The 14,233-nt window shown below is 65.0% G+C and carries 12 protein-coding genes; 3 read left to right on the forward strand and 9 right to left on the reverse strand.

Features of this window, described 5'->3' with window-relative positions:
- Window positions 1-9 precede the first annotated feature (9 nt).
- The gene (gene nadC / locus BLV07_RS28545; RefSeq protein ID WP_091892608.1) at window positions 10-888 is read left to right on the forward strand and encodes a carboxylating nicotinate-nucleotide diphosphorylase; all 879 of its coding nucleotides are present in this window, start codon (window positions 10-12) and stop codon (window positions 886-888) included.
- A gap of 41 nt (window positions 889-929) precedes the next feature.
- Here the strand turns inward: nadC and BLV07_RS28550 are convergent, their stop codons facing one another.
- The 3 genes from BLV07_RS28550 to BLV07_RS28560 form a co-directional block, all read right to left on the reverse strand.
- Window positions 930-2,369: a cell wall hydrolase gene (locus tag BLV07_RS28550; RefSeq protein WP_176945815.1), complete on the reverse strand. Its 1,440-nt coding sequence runs from the start codon at window positions 2,367-2,369 to the stop codon at window positions 930-932.
- Window positions 2,370-2,966: 597 nt separating this feature from the next.
- Window positions 2,967-5,906, reverse strand: coding sequence for a pyruvate, phosphate dikinase (ppdK, locus tag BLV07_RS28555; protein WP_176945816.1), 2,940 nt, complete (start codon window positions 5,904-5,906; stop codon window positions 2,967-2,969).
- 96 nt (window positions 5,907-6,002) lie between these two features.
- Entirely contained in the window at window positions 6,003-6,158 is a 156-nt protein-coding gene (locus BLV07_RS28560) for a DUF3096 domain-containing protein (RefSeq protein ID WP_018648785.1), read from the reverse strand.
- A gap of 223 nt (window positions 6,159-6,381) precedes the next feature.
- Between BLV07_RS28560 and BLV07_RS28565 the strand changes: the two genes are divergently transcribed.
- The gene (locus tag BLV07_RS28565) at window positions 6,382-6,735 is read left to right on the forward strand and encodes a DUF1236 domain-containing protein (RefSeq protein ID WP_091892615.1); all 354 of its coding nucleotides are present in this window, start codon (window positions 6,382-6,384) and stop codon (window positions 6,733-6,735) included.
- Between the two features lie 250 nt (window positions 6,736-6,985).
- Here BLV07_RS28565 and glyS read toward each other — a convergent pair whose 3' ends face one another.
- From glyS to BLV07_RS28595, 6 genes are all read right to left on the reverse strand, one after another.
- A complete protein-coding gene (gene glyS / locus BLV07_RS28570; protein ID WP_091892617.1) occupies window positions 6,986-9,085 on the reverse strand; it encodes a glycine--tRNA ligase subunit beta in 2,100 nt (699 codons plus the stop codon).
- Window positions 9,085-10,023 (reverse strand): glycine--tRNA ligase subunit alpha, encoded by a 939-nt coding sequence (locus BLV07_RS28575; RefSeq protein WP_091892619.1) that lies wholly within the window; start codon window positions 10,021-10,023, stop codon window positions 9,085-9,087. The genes glyS and BLV07_RS28575 overlap by 1 nt, the downstream gene beginning before the upstream one ends.
- A 226-nt stretch (window positions 10,024-10,249) precedes the next feature.
- Complete coding sequence (locus BLV07_RS28580) at window positions 10,250-10,441, reverse strand: hypothetical protein (RefSeq protein ID WP_091892621.1); 192 nt, start codon at window positions 10,439-10,441, stop codon at window positions 10,250-10,252.
- A 105-nt stretch (window positions 10,442-10,546) separates the two neighbouring features.
- A complete protein-coding gene (locus tag BLV07_RS28585; RefSeq protein ID WP_091892623.1) occupies window positions 10,547-11,455 on the reverse strand; it encodes a S49 family peptidase in 909 nt (302 codons plus the stop codon).
- Between the two features lie 214 nt (window positions 11,456-11,669).
- Window positions 11,670-12,437 (reverse strand): tRNA1(Val) (adenine(37)-N6)-methyltransferase, encoded by a 768-nt coding sequence (locus BLV07_RS28590; protein WP_091892625.1) that lies wholly within the window; start codon window positions 12,435-12,437, stop codon window positions 11,670-11,672.
- Complete coding sequence (locus tag BLV07_RS28595; RefSeq protein ID WP_080135683.1) at window positions 12,430-12,657, reverse strand: putative signal transducing protein; 228 nt, start codon at window positions 12,655-12,657, stop codon at window positions 12,430-12,432. The genes BLV07_RS28590 and BLV07_RS28595 overlap by 8 nt, the downstream gene beginning before the upstream one ends.
- A 134-nt stretch (window positions 12,658-12,791) precedes the next feature.
- Between BLV07_RS28595 and BLV07_RS28600 the strand changes: the two genes are divergently transcribed.
- Complete coding sequence (locus tag BLV07_RS28600) at window positions 12,792-13,799, forward strand: polyprenyl synthetase family protein (RefSeq protein ID WP_091892643.1); 1,008 nt, start codon at window positions 12,792-12,794, stop codon at window positions 13,797-13,799.
- The last annotated feature ends 434 nt before the right edge of the window (window positions 13,800-14,233 follow it).

The following is a 14,233-nucleotide window of genomic DNA, read 5'->3' on the forward strand; positions in this document are numbered from 1 at the left end:
GGAGTTCTCATGATCACCGCAACCTCACTGCTCTATCCCGACGCCTTTCTCTCGCCGCTCGCCATCGACGAGGCCGTGCAGCGCGCGCTCGACGAGGACCTCGGGCGCGCCGGCGACGTCACCTCGCTGGCAACGATTCCGGAAGCCACGACGGCGCAGGCGATCCTGGTCGCGCGGCAATCCGGCGTGATCGCCGGATTGCCGCTGGCGCTGGCGACGCTGCAAAAGCTCTCACCCGACATCGAGGTCCGCGCGCATGTCCGCGACGCCGCGCGGGTTGCCCGCGGACAGCAGGTGTTGACGATCTCAGGGCCCGCGCGCGCCATTCTCACGTCGGAGCGGACCGCGCTGAACTTCGTCGGCCGCCTGTCGGGCGTTGCGACACTCACGGCCGACTATGTCGCGCGCACCGAAGGCACGAAAATGCGCATCTGCTGCACGCGGAAGACCACGCCGGGATTGCGAGTGCTGGAGAAATATGCCGTGCGCTGCGGCGGCGGGTTCAATCACCGCTTCGGCCTCGACGACGCGATCCTGATCAAGGACAACCACATCGCGGTCGCCGGCGGCATCCGGCCCGTGCTGGAGCGCGCCCGCGCTCATGCCGGCCATCTCGTCAAGATCGAGATCGAAGTGGACACGCTTGCGCAACTGCGCGAGGTACTGGCCACTGGAATGGCCGACGCGGTGCTGCTCGACAACATGGATACCGCGACGTTGCGCGAGGCGGTGAGGCTCACCGAGGGCCGCCTCAAGCTGGAGGCGTCCGGCGGCGTCACGCTGGACTCGATCGCGGCGATCGCGGCCACCGGCGTCGACTACGCTTCTGCCGGTGCGCTGACGCATTCGGCGCCGAATTTCGACTGCGCACTGGACATCGAGGCGTGATCGTCCTTGCCTCTCCCCGTTTGCGGGGCGAGGCAAGAAAACTACCTCCGCTCGCCCATCTCCGCGGAACTCTTGGCTTCCTGGGCGAGCTCGGCGGAAAGCGCCGCGGTCTGCGCGGGCGTGCCCCAGCTCGGCTCCTCGCTGCCGTCGCCCCAGTTGCGCGGCCGATAGAAGGTGTGTACGCCGGTCTTGTACATCTTCTTCATCTCGGCGACCCAGGAGGGGCGCACCCAATAGGCGTGGTAGTGCGTCGACTTGCCAACCTCGGGCAGCCAGATCTGGCCATCCAGCATCGCCTTCGAAATCTTCTTCGCGCGCTCCCACATCTCGGGCTCGCGGATCACGTCCGGATTGTTGTCGCAGGCAAAGGTGAACTGGCAGGCGAAATGCCGGTACTTGTTCTGGTAGACGACGCCGCATACGGTGTCGGGATATTTGCCGGAGAAGACGCGGTTCATCACCACCTGCGCCACCGCGATCTGGCCGCGCACGGCCTCGCCGCGCGATTCGAAATAGACCGCTTCGGCGAGACACTTCTCGGACTTGGCGCGCGACTTTTCGTCGAGCGCGAGCCGCTCCGCCGGCGATCTGGCGCGCTGATTGTCGGCGTTGACCTCGCCCTTCGGCGCGACGCTCTCACCGCTTTCGATGTCCTTGGCAATCTCCGCTGTCGGCGGCGACAGCGAGGCCGTCACCTTCATGTCGGGATCAGGCATCACGATCAGCGGCTCGGCCCCGGGCTGCCAGCTCTCGATGCTTTCGAGATTGCCGCCGAGCGAGGAGCTGCCGAAGAACAGGTTCGACGTCTTGACGGTGAAGGGATCGCGCGCCGGCGCGGTGGCCTGCTTCAGCGCTTCCGGCGGCTGCACCGCGAACGCGCGCGCGCTATCGCTCGCCTGCGGCGCATTGGTATATTGCGGCAGCGGCGGCGCACGCAGCGCTTCCTGGAGCTCGGGATCGAGCGCGGCCGCGGACTCCGGCGACATCGGCTGCGGTAGCGTGGCGGTCTTGGCGCCGAACACGGAGCTGTTCGACGTCGCAGGATCTTCCTTCGCGGGCGCTGCCGGCGGCGTAGCCGCATCGGGAGACGTCGTCGGCGCAACGATCGCGAGACGATCACCCTTCATGGATCGATCGACCTTGGGAAAATCGGCGGCCTGGTAGCGCGGCGGCGCCTGCAGCGCCGGATTGCGGCTGATCGCGCCGGTGACGTCGCGGCCATCGATGCTGGCGAGGCGAACCATCGCGCTCTGCGGAACCGAGGTGCCGATCGGCAGGGAAAAACTGTAGGTGGCGAGCTGGATCGAGGACGCCGCGGAATACACCTGCTTCTGCCACCGCTCGGCGACGCCGGGTTGGCGCGCCAGCAGCGAGGCAATGTCCTGATAGCCGGTCTCTCGCGGCATCAATGCGAAGATGCAGAGACCGATGCCGAAGGACGCGAACCGCGCGCCCTTCGGATGGTTACGCAACACTGACATCGATACGCTCACGCTACGCTTACGCCAGAAAAATCGGACCGCAGTACGTCCGTGCAATTCGATCTTTATCGTAAGTATCTAATTTAGGTTGCCGGGGCGTTAATCGACGTTGCGCGCACGGCACACTCAAGCGAACACAGGTGTTCTCACGGGTTGATCGCGCGTGTTGGTAAATGCCGAGCGAGGTGAAGCGGTAAACAATGGGTCAACGCAAATGGTGAAGGAACTCTTGCACGCACGTATCATTACGGGACGTGTGATGAGTTCCGTTGTTGGCGTTTGCGCAAAGCGTTTCCTCATAACCGGTGTCATGCCCCGCGAAAGCGGGGCATCCAGTACGCCGCGGCTTCTCGATTCAGACACTGCCGTCTCGGCGTACTGGATCGCCCGGTCAAGCCGGGCGATGACAGTGAGCAAGTGGCGAGCGCGTCCCACAATCTCGTCATTGCGAGCGCAGCGAAGCAATCCAGAATCGCTCCGCGGAAAGATTCTGGATTGCTTCGCTGCGCTCGCAATGACGGTCTGGATACAGCACGGCGCAAAATGAAAGAGGCGGGGTTGGGCCCCGCCTCTTCGCATTCAACATTTCAAATCGCCTTACGCCTGGCTCGCGATCTCCTTGCCGAGCGCGGCTTGCGCGGCGGCGAGGCGGGCGATCGGTACGCGGTAGGGCGAGCAGGAGACGTAGTCGAGGCCGATCGTGTGGCAGAAGGCGACGGAAGCGGGATCGCCGCCGTGCTCGCCGCAGATGCCGACCTTGAGAGAGGCCCGCGTCTTGCGGCCGCGCGCGACGCCGATCTTGACGAGCTCACCGACGCCTTCCTGGTCGAGCGCGATGAAGGGATCGACCGAGAGGATACCCTTCGCGACGTACGGACCGAGGAAGCTCGCCGCGTCGTCGCGGCTGATGCCGTAGGTGGTCTGCGTGAGATCGTTGGTGCCGAACGAGAAGAACTCGGCGGACTGCGCGATCTCGGCCGCGAGCAGGCAGGCGCGCGGCAGCTCGATCATGGTGCCGACCTGATAGGCGAGCTTCGTATTGGTCTCGCGCATCACCGCCTGTGCGGTGGCATCGATCCGCGCCTTGACGAGGTCGAGCTCGGCCTTGGTCGCGATCAGCGGCACCATCACCTCGAGACCGACGGCCTTGCCGGTGCGCTTCTGCGCCTCGACCGCCGCCTCGAAGATCGCACGCGCCTGCATCTCGGCGATTTCAGGATAGGCGATCGCGATACGGCAGCCGCGGAAGCCGAGCATCGGATTGAACTCCGAGAGCTCGCGGGCGCGGTCGGCGAGGCGCCTGGGGTCGGTGTTCATGGCGCGCGCCACTTCCTCGACCTCGGCATGGGTGTGCGGCAGGAACTCGTGCAGCGGCGGATCGAGCAGGCGGATCGTGACGGGCAGGCCCTTCATGATCTCGAACAGCTCGACGAAGTCGGCGCGCTGCATCGGCAGCAGCTTTGCGAGCGCGGCACGGCGCGACTGCTCGTCCTCGGAGAGGATCATCTCGCGCACCGTGCGTATGCGCGTCTCCTCGAAGAACATGTGCTCGGTGCGGCACAGGCCGATGCCTTCCGCGCCGAACTTGATCGCGGTGTGCGCGTCCTCCGGCGTGTCGGCGTTGACCCGCACGCCGATCTTGCGGACCTGGTCGGCCCAATTCATCAGCGTGCCGAACTCGCCGGACAGCTCCGGCTCGATCATCGGCATGCGCCCCGCGAGCACCTGGCCGAGCGATCCGTCGATGGTGATGACGTCGCCGGTCTTGAAGGTGCGCGAACCGATGCTCATGGTGCCGCGGCCGTAATCGACGCGGATGGTGCCGCAGCCGGAGACGCAGGGCTTGCCCATGCCGCGCGCGACCACCGCCGCGTGCGAGGTCATGCCGCCGCGCGTGGTCAAGATGCCTTCGGCGGCATGCATGCCGTGAATGTCTTCCGGGCTGGTCTCAATGCGGACCAGGATCACCTTGCGTCCGTCGGCCTGGAGCTTGGCCGCTTCATCCGAGGAGAACACGATCTCGCCGGAGGCAGCGCCGGGCGAGGCCGGCAGGCCGGTTGCGATCACGTCGCGCTTGGCGTTGGGATCGATGGTCGGATGCAAGAGCTGGTCGAGCGAAGCCGGATCGATGCGCGTCACCGCTTCCTTCTTCGAGATCAGACCTTCATTGGCGAGCTCGACCGCGATGCGCAGCGCTGCTTTCGCAGTTCGCTTGCCGCCGCGGGTCTGGAGCATCCAGAGCTTGCCCTGCTCTACCGTGAACTCCATGTCCTGCATGTCGCGGTAGTGCTTCTCGAGCAGCGTGTAGATCCGCGTCAGCTCCTTGAAGGCCTCCGGCATCGCCGATTCCATCGACGCCTTGTCGGAGCCCGATTCCTTGCGCGCCTCCTCGGTGATGTCGTGCGGCGTGCGGATGCCCGCCACCACGTCCTCGCCTTGCGCGTTGATCAGGAACTCGCCGTAGAGCTTGCTCTCGCCGGTCGAAGGGTTGCGTGTGAAGGCAACGCCCGTTGCGGAGGTCTCACCCATGTTGCCGAACACCATGGCCTGCACGTTGACCGCGGTGCCCCAGGATTCCGGAATGTCGTGCAGCTTGCGGTAGGTCACCGCGCGCGTGTTCATCCAGGAGGAAAACACAGCACCGATCGCGCCCCAGAGCTGGTCGTGCGGATCCTGCGGGAAGTCCTTGCCGGTCTCGCGCGCGACCGCGTCCTTGTACTTGCCGACCAGCTCGACCCAATCGTCGGCGGACAGATCGGTGTCGAGCGTGTAGCCCTGGCCGTCCTTGAAGGTGTCGAGGATTTCCTCGAAATGATGATGCTCGAAGCCGAGCACCACGTCCGAATACATGGTGATGAAGCGGCGATAGCTGTCATAGGCAAAGCGGCGGTCACCCGACAGCTCGGCCAGCGCTTCCACGGTCTGGTCGTTGAGGCCGAGATTGAGCACGGTGTCCATCATGCCCGGCATCGAGGCGCGCGCGCCGGAGCGCACGGAGACGAGCAGCGGGTTCTTGGTGTCGCCGAACACCTTGCCGGTCAACTTGCCGACATGATCCAGCGCCTTCTCAACCTGAGACTGCAGTTCCTTCGGATAGGTTTTGTCGTGTGCGTAGAAATAGGTGCAGACCGAGGTCGGGATGGTGAAGCCCGGAGGGACCGGCAGGCCCAGATTGGCCATCTCGGCGAGGTTGGCGCCCTTGCCGCCGAGCAGGTCACGCATTTCCGAGCGGCCCTCGGCCTTGCCGTCACCGAATGTGAACACCCATTTGCCGGCCTTGGCCGCTGCTGGCGCCGCTTTCGCGGGCGTAGCCTTCTTCGGTGCCGGCTTCGCAGCGACCTTCGGCAGAGCCGCCTTGGTCACAGCCTTTGCCGCCGGCTTGGCGGCGGACTTGGCAGCGGGCTTGGCGACCGGCTTCGGCGCTCTCTTGGCCAGCGCCTTGCGGGCCGGCGGCGCGGCCTTCGCCGCGGCGGAGGACTTTGATTTCGCTGGGATTTTCGCTGGCATCTTCTTCGGCTTCGAAGCGGCTTTGGCCATAGCTTGCACACAACCTGCGAGAGGAATGGGAAATCGCAGGCCTTACACCATTTTGGGCGGGCCCGCGCAAGACGGACAGTTCCGAAAAGTGAACGCCTAGAGGTGGAGCCACTTCAGGAGCCCAAGCCCGATCGCGCCATTCACGATGAGGAAGATCGCGACGATCAGATTGAGGAGTCGCGGCATGATCAGGATGAGCACGCCCGCAATCAACGACAGGATCGGCGAAATGTGGGCGACGGTGATGTGCATGAATTATCTTTCTGTGGAGGTGGACGAATCGCGGGCGGATCATAGCGGTCCCGGTTCCGCGAGTAGAGACGCGTAAGACCGATGCGAGTTCCCGGCTTCGCGAAAACTGCCCGAAATTGCCGCGGATACGGCAGGCCCTTTCCCGGAACATTGCGAAGTCGCATGCATTGGCAACCGACTGCGCCACTGGCGCTTGCCGAACATCACTTCGAAGGAGTTGCCCATGCGAAACAGGATTCTTGCCCTCGCGGCGCTGTGCGTTGCGATCGGCTCGCCCCTCGCGGCACAGGCGCAAAGCGATGTCACGGTGGGACGCGCGCCCGCCGTGGTCGACAGCAGCCCGACCATTGCGGCCGACCAGCGGCTGGCCTTCCGCGACTATGTCGTCGAACAACGTGTGCCGCCGTTCCGTATCCCGGATCGCGTGGTGGTCGGCGCCATCTTACCCGAGAGCGGCATCACCTATTATGACGTGCCGCAACGTTTCGGCGCCACCACCTATCGCTACACCGTCGTGAACGGCGAGACCGTGCTGGTCGAGCCGCGCTCGCGCCGCATCGTCGAGGTGCTGAACTGAGATCGACGACCTGAGATCGACTAGATGTCCGGCGCGCCACATCAGGCTGGCGCGAGCAGTGTTAATCGGACATCAGGCCCCGCCCGGTCCTCCCCCCGCCGGGTGGGGCTTTTTTGTGCCACAGCAATAGCTGTCATTCCGGGACACGCCGAAGGCGTGGACCCGGAATCCATCGGGCCGCAGCGCATGAGGATGAATGGATTCCGGGGCTCGCGCTCCGCGCGCCCCGGAATGACAGGCTCCTGCGCGATCAATCCTGGATCTTCGAGAAATCCGCCACCGCACGCGTGGCGCTGCGGATCTCGTTCAGCAGCTTCAGGCGGTTCTCGCGCACCTTCGCATCGTCGTCATTGACGCGAACCTTGTCGAAGAACGCGTCGACCGGCGAACGCAGTTTCGCCATCGCGCTCATCGCGGCGGCAAAGTCTTCCTTGGCGACGGCAGAGTTCGCCTCCGCCTTGACCTCGCCGATCGCCTTCGCCAGCGCCTTTTCCTCGTTGAGGCTGTAAAGCGCCGCATCCGGCGCGCCGTCGAACGTGCGCTTGTCCTTCTTCTCCTCGATCGAGAGGATGTTGCTGGCGCGCTTGGTGCCGGCGAGCAGGTTCTTGCCGTCGTCACTGTCGAGAAACTTGCCGAGCGCCTCGACGCGGCGCACGATCATCAGGAGATCATCCTGACCGCCGAGTGCGAACACGGCGTCGACGAGATCGTGACGCGCGCCCTGCTCGCGGAGCTGGACCTTGAGGCGATCGGCAAAGAAGGCGAGGAGATCGCTCGGAAGCTTTTGCGCATCGGCCGGCTTGACCGACAAACCGGCGAGTGCGGACGCCGCCACCTTCATGAGCGACAAACGCAGCGCGTTCTCGGCAATCAACCTGATCACCCCGAAAGCAGCTCTCCGCAGCGCATACGGATCCTTGCTGCCCGTCGGCTTCTCATCGATGGCCCAGAAGCCAACCAGCGTATCGATCTTGTCGGCGAGCGCCACAGCGACGCTGACCGGATCTGTCGGCACGCGATCGGCAGGTCCTTGCGGCTTGTAGTGCTCCTCGCAGGCGGCAGCGATGGAAGCGTCCTCGCCCTGCGCCAACGCATAGTACTTGCCCATCAGGCCCTGCACCTCGGGGAATTCGCCGACGACTTCGGTGAGCAAGTCGGCCTTTGCCAGATGCGCAGCGCGCGTGGCCTTGCCACCATCGGCGTCGACCAGCGGCGCGATCTCCGCGGCAAGGCGCTCGATGCGCTTGATGCGCGCGGCCTGCGTGCCGAGCTTCTCATGGAACACGATCTGCTCGAACTTCGGCAGCCGGTCCTCGAGCTTGGTCTTCAGATCGGTCTCGTAGAAGAATTTTGCATCGCTGAGCCGCGCGCGGATCACGCGCTCGTTGCCGCCGATGATGGTCTTGCCGCCATCGGTGGCCTCGATGTTGGCGATCAGGATGAACTTGTTGGCGAGCTTGCCCGTCTTGGGGTCGCGCACCACGAAGCACTTCTGGTTGTTGCGGATGGTGGCGCGGATGACTTCCGCGGGCGTCGTCAAGAATTCCGGCTCGAACGAGCCCATCAGCACGACCGGCCATTCGACGAGGCCTGCGACCTCATCGAGCAGGTTCTGGTCCTCGACCAGCTCGAAGCCTTGCGCGAAGGCAAGCTGCTTGGCGTCGATCAGGATCGCGTCCTTGCGCCTGTCAGGGTCGAGCACGACCTTCGCATTCAGGAGCTTGGCTTCGTAGTCCTCGAAACGGCGGACAGAAATAGCTGATGGCGCGAGGAAGCGATGGCCGTAGGTGGTCTGGCCGGCCTCGATGCCATCGACCGAGAATTTTACGACATCGGGCTCTTCGGTCTCGAGGCCGAAGGTCGCGGTGATCGCGTGCAGGGGACGCACCCAGTTAAGCGAACCTGATTTGCCCGAGCGCGCGCCCCAGCGCATCGATTTCGGCCAGGGGAAGGTGCGGATGATCACCGGCAGAATCTCGGCGAGCACGTCGATCGCGTCGCGGCCCGGCTTCTCGATCAGCGCGATGTAGAAGTCGCCTTTGGGGTCGCGCTGGATCTTGGCTTCCTCCAGCGAAGTCAAACCCGTCGCCTTCAGAAAACCCTGCACGGCCGCATCGGGCGCGCCGATCTTCGGTCCGCGGCGTTCGGTCTTGAGGTCAGGCTGACGCGCAGGGATGCCGTGCACGGTCAGCGCGAGGCGGCGCGGCGTCGCGAACGCCTTGGCGCCCTCGTAGACGAGACCTTCGGCGACCAGCTTGTCGGTGACCATGCGGCGCAGATCGTCGGCCGCCTTGGCCTGCATGCGCGCGGGGATTTCTTCCGAGAACAGTTCAAGCAAAAGATCGGGCATCAGGCCGCTCCGCCCGCTTCAGTGTGGATCCAGGCTTCGCCACAGGCCTTGGCCAGCTCGCGCACCCGCAAAATGTAGCTCTGCCGCTCGGTCACCGAGATCACGCCGCGCGCATCGAGCAGGTTGAAGACATGGCTCGCCTTGATGCACTGGTCATAAGCCGGCAGCGCCATCAGATGCTGCTTGCTGTTGCTGCCTTCGCGCCAGCCTGCGTCGAGATATTTCCTGCAGGCCGCTTCCGCCATCTTGAACTGCTCGAACAGCATCGAGGTGTCGGCGTATTCAAAGTTGTGCCGCGAATATTCCTGCTCGGCTTGCAGGAACACATCACCATAAGTGACCTTGGCGTCGCCGTCGCGGCCGTTGAAGTTGAGGTCATAGACGCGATCGACGCCCTGCACGTACATCGCGAGGCGCTCGAGCCCGTAGGTGAGCTCGCCCGCCACCGGCGCGCATTCGAAGCCCGCGACCTGCTGGAAATAGGTGAACTGGCTGACTTCCATCCCGTCGCACCAGCATTCCCACCCGAGGCCCCAGGCGCCCAGCGTCGGGCTCTCCCAATCGTCCTCGACGAAGCGGATGTCGTGCACGGCGGAATCGATGCCGATCGCGGCGAGCGACTTCAGGTACAGCTCCTGAAGGTTCGGCGGCGACGGCTTCATGATCACCTGGAACTGGTAGTAGTGCTGCATCCGGTTCGGGTTCTCGCCGTAGCGGCCGTCCTTGGGCCGGCGCGAGGGCTGCACATAGGCCGCGTTCCATGGCTTGGGCCCGAGCGCGCGCAGGGTGGTCGCCGGATGGAAAGTACCCGCGCCCATCTCCATGTCGTAGGGCTGCAGGATCACGCAGCCCTGCTCGGCCCAGAACCGCTGGAGCGCGAGGATGAAGCCCTGGAACGAGCGTTCCGGGCGCATATGGGCGGGCAATGAGGCGTCCATCGTCAGATCAGGCTCTCGCGGGGGTTTGAATCGCGCGGGACCGTATCGACGGCGGGGATGGGAATCAAGGCGAAGGGGGCTTTCTTACCTCTCCCGCCTGCGGGAGAGGTCGGCGCGAAGCGCCGGGTGAGGGCTTTCTCCTCTTGGGGGTTCTCGTTTGTGGAGAGCCCCCTCCCCACCCTCCCCCGCAAGCGGAAGAGGGGGCGCACCTTGCGCGCGGGAAGAGCTACCCCGGCCGGTAAGCTCCGGTCACGGGGTCACGTTTCAGCGTCTGGATGTCCCCCATAGGGGCGGCCTCGGTGACGCGCGACAGGCGCATCTCTTCCAGCTCCTGGTTGATCCGGACAGCGGTCTTGTAGGCCCAGCGGACCACGGCAAGCCCGCCCAGGACGCCCGCGAAAGCGACGAACGGCGGCATCGGTCGATCCTTGTCTAGTGCTCAGCCCCCACGCGCATTGTTGCGCAGATGGACCTGCACCGCAATCGGAGCGTCGAGGGGCCAAATGGCGCGGGAGCGCGAGCCCTAGAACCCGAATTTCGCCCAAATCGCCCGCGTCTCGACTGCCGAGATCAGCTCGTCCGGCAGGCCGGCCATTGATTCCAGGGCCGAAAGCTGCCCCGCGCCGGGCGCTTTCCGGCCCAGAAGGCCGGAGAGGAGCCCGGTCGGCTGCGCGATCACAGGGGTGAGAACCTTCTCGCCGTAGCGGGCACGAAGAGTTGAGCGGAGATCGCCGATGCTGTCGGCGAGCCCCAGCGCGATCGCGCTCTCGCCGGCCCAGTATTCTCCCGTGAACAGGGTGTCGTCCGCGCCATTCAGCCGCGCGCCACGGCTCTCCTTCACCAGGGCAATGAAGATCTGATGGATCTCGCGCTGGATCGCCTTCAGCTTGGCGACGTCATCCGGGTTTTCCGGGAGGAACGGGTCGAGCATCGCCTTGTGGGCGCCGGCGGTATAGAGGCGCCGCTCGACGCCGAGCCGCCTGATCGCCTCCTGGAAACCAAAACTGCCACCGACCACGCCGATCGAGCCGAGGATCGAAGAGGGATCGCAGATGATCTCATCGCCGGCACAGGCGATCATGTAGCCGCCCGAGGCCGCGACGTCCTCGACGAAGACCAGCACGGGCAGCTTCTTCTCCGCCGCGAGCTGCTTGATGCGCAGGTAGATCTGGCGCGACTGCACCGGCGAGCCGCCGGGGGAATTGATCACCAGCGCCACCGCCTTGGCGTTCCGATACGAAAACGCCCGCTCCAGCACCCGCGCCACGGTCGCGAGCGTCATGCCCGGACGCAGCGGCGTCACTGCGCCGATCACGCCGGATAGCCGGACCACCGGCACGATTGCCGCGCCGGGCCGGAAACGCGCCGGCAGATATTGCATGAGCTTGTCGGCCAGGCCGGAACTCTCACGATCGTTCAACTGTTCGGCCATGCCGTTACCTCTGCTTAACCATTTCTTATCACGCGACTGTCATTGGAAGTGCCTGGAACGTGTTTTGCAGATTTTCCGTTGGGAGGCTGCAATGAGGCAGCGGAGAACACCATGAAAATCTATTTGCTGATGCTGCTGATCGGTGCGCTATTCATGGCGATCCGTCTGACGACGCCGCAGGAACAGCAGTCGGAATCGCTTCCGCAGTAGGCCGTCACGGCTCCGCCAGCGGCAACACCGCCCTCCCCTCCAGAATCTCCTTCACCCCTTTTTTAGGCACGCCTGACTCGTCGTTGAGCATGAGACCCGGCAGCAGTCGCGCCGGCGCACGGCCGCCTTTGACCGCGCGCACCAGCACCCGGATCGCGGGCCGTCCGGCTTCCCCATGAACCGGAAGAATCGACAGGCTGCCGAAGCCGCGTGACAGCGCTGCCAGGACGTTCGCGATCCCATCTGCACGCCAGATCAATGTCAGCTCGCCATTCGATCGCAGGATGCGCCGCGCCGCATGCACCCATGCATTCAGCGTCTCGTCGCTCGCGACATGGGCGGTGTGGCGCGCCTGGTCCGGCGACCCGCGATGCCGAGCCGGATCGTTGAAAGGCGGGTTCATCAGCACCACGTCGACGCTGTCGGGCACGAGCCCATGTGCCGCAAACGCCTGGGCATCGGCCGTGACGTCGAGCACGATCGCCTCGGCGGCAATTCCATTCGCCGCGGCGTTGGCCCGCGCAAGCTCCGCCAGCTTCGGATCGATCTCGACCAAGCTGAGGTTGATCCCCGCCACGCGCCGGGCGAGCGCGAGGCCCGCCGCGCCGATGCCGGCGCCGAGATCGACCACGCGATCGCCTGCCCTGGCCTCGGTCGCCGCGGCGAGCAAGATGGCGTCGTGCCCGGCGCGATGGCCGGACCGCTTCTGCTTCAGGCGCAACTGCCCGCCGAGAAAGGCGTCCTCGGTGATGTCTGCTGAGGCCTCAATCATCGCCGCGCAGTTCGTGGCTGAGGCCGGCCTCGGTGAGGAGCTGGCGGGCCTCGAGGGCGTCGTCCTCATGGACCAGGATCCGCCGCGGCAAAATGCCGAGCGAGCCCTCGATGATGCTCATGTTCTGGTCCAGCACCAGATGATGGATGTTGGCACCGTCGAGCAGCGCGCCAATCGCCGACACCAGCACCATGTCGTTGGTCCGAACCAGTTCACGCAAAACGCAGGTCTCCTGCCTGGAAAAGGGGGTAAGCAACGAATGTCAATGGTTCCGCAGCACTTGCCGCATCCGCCGCCAGTTTCTATTGTCTTTCCATCAGAATAGCCCTTCCGGGGCAAATATTGGAGACCGGCGTGGCCGTCATCGTACCTTTCGAAACTCCCGGCGCGTCGATCGAAGAGCTGGTTGCCCTTGTCGCCGGTGACATGGAGCGCGTCAACGCCACGATCCTGTCACGGACCGGTTCGGATGTGACCATGATCCCGGAGGTCGCCAATCATTTGATCTCCTCGGGGGGAAAACGCCTGCGGCCGATGCTGACGCTCGCCATGGCCAACCTCGCCGGCTACACCGGCGACGGCCACATCAAGCTCGCCGCCTCCGTGGAGTTCATGCACACCGCGACCCTGCTCCACGACGACGTCGTCGACGAGAGCGAGATGCGCCGCGGCAAGCTGTCGGCGCGCATGCTCTGGGGCAACGAGGCGAGCGTGCTGGTCGGCGACTTCCTGCTCGGCCAGGCTTTTCGCATGATGGTGGAGGTCGGCTCGCTGCGCGCGCTCGACATCCTCTCCGCGGCCGCCGCCACCATCGCCGAGGGCGAGGTGATGCAGCTCGCGGCCGCCAAGAACACCGCGACCACTGAGGATGAATATCTCGCCGTGATCCGCGGCAAGACCGCCGAGCTGTTCGCGGCCGCCTGCGAGGTCGGCCCCGTCATCGCCAACCGCCCGAAGGCGGAGCAGACCGCCTGCCGCTCGGTCGGCATGAATCTCGGCATCGCCTTCCAGCTCGTCGATGACGTGCTCGACTATGGTGGCAAGAGCGCCAAGCTCGGCAAGAACACCGGCGACGATTTCCGCGAGGGTAAGATCACCCTGCCGGTCGTGCTCGCCTTCCGCCGCGGCAACGACACCGAGCGCGCCTTCTGGATCCGGGCACTGGAGCGCGGTGAGATCGGCGATTCCGATCTCGACCACGCCATCGGCCTGATGAACAAGCACCGCACCCTCGAGGACACGCTGAGCCGCGCCCAGCACTACGGCGCCATGGCGGTCGACGCACTGGCACTGTTCCCGTCCTCGCCGATGAAGAGCGCGCTGGAGCAGGTCGTGGCGTTCTGCCTAGCGCGGTCGCATTAGGCGCGCCTCTACGGCACACACCGGCGACACCGGTGAGATCGCCCACCGCTGCCTCCACCATCGTCATGTATGGACGGCCCCCTCTCGGCAAGGGGTTTTTTGGTGCTTCAGCAAATGAATCGGGGAGCGGTCATGTATACGGCCTCGAGAAGCGGCCATTGACCGCGGGCCCTGATGAAGATCGCTGATCGAATTCCAATCATTGCGGCGCGCTGTGACGCGCGATGACGATGCGGAGTGTTTCGATCCCGGTTTCCAGACCATTTGCCATCACACCTTTAGTGCCCTTCCGATAGGCATGGAGCGCGAGCGCGGCGGCTGTTGCCCCTCAACTAGGCCGCAGCCGGCGCGCTCGCGCGGTCTCGGTAGGTTTCTCCTTTGACCAGCATGGCCCAGATGATCCGGGCGGTCTTGGCGGCGAAGGCCACCATGGC

It is taken from the genome of Bradyrhizobium sp. Rc2d (assembly GCF_900099855.1).
In the GTDB taxonomy this organism is placed as follows: domain Bacteria; phylum Pseudomonadota; class Alphaproteobacteria; order Rhizobiales; family Xanthobacteraceae; genus Bradyrhizobium.

Excerpts from the sequence above, each read along its gene's own strand:
- BLV07_RS28590 (WP_091892625.1), bottom strand. The coding sequence starts at position 12,437 with ATGATTGAGGCCTCAGCAGACATCACCGAGGACGCCTTTCTCGGCGGG.
- BLV07_RS28585 (WP_091892623.1), bottom strand. The coding sequence starts at position 11,455 with ATGGCCGAACAGTTGAACGATCGTGAGAGTTCCGGCCTGGCCGACAAG.
- glyS (WP_091892617.1), bottom strand. The coding sequence starts at position 9,085 with ATGCCCGATCTTTTGCTTGAACTGTTCTCGGAAGAAATCCCCGCGCGC.
- BLV07_RS28565 (WP_091892615.1), top strand. The coding sequence starts at position 6,382 with ATGCGAAACAGGATTCTTGCCCTCGCGGCGCTGTGCGTTGCGATCGGC.
- BLV07_RS28575 (WP_091892619.1), bottom strand. The coding sequence starts at position 10,023 with ATGGACGCCTCATTGCCCGCCCATATGCGCCCGGAACGCTCGTTCCAG.
- BLV07_RS28550 (WP_176945815.1), bottom strand. The coding sequence starts at position 2,369 with ATGTCAGTGTTGCGTAACCATCCGAAGGGCGCGCGGTTCGCGTCCTTC.
- BLV07_RS28580 (WP_091892621.1), bottom strand. The coding sequence starts at position 10,441 with ATGCCGCCGTTCGTCGCTTTCGCGGGCGTCCTGGGCGGGCTTGCCGTG.
- BLV07_RS28560 (WP_018648785.1), bottom strand. The coding sequence starts at position 6,158 with ATGCACATCACCGTCGCCCACATTTCGCCGATCCTGTCGTTGATTGCG.
- ppdK (WP_176945816.1), bottom strand. The coding sequence starts at position 5,906 with ATGGCCAAAGCCGCTTCGAAGCCGAAGAAGATGCCAGCGAAAATCCCA.
- nadC (WP_091892608.1), top strand. The coding sequence starts at position 10 with ATGATCACCGCAACCTCACTGCTCTATCCCGACGCCTTTCTCTCGCCG.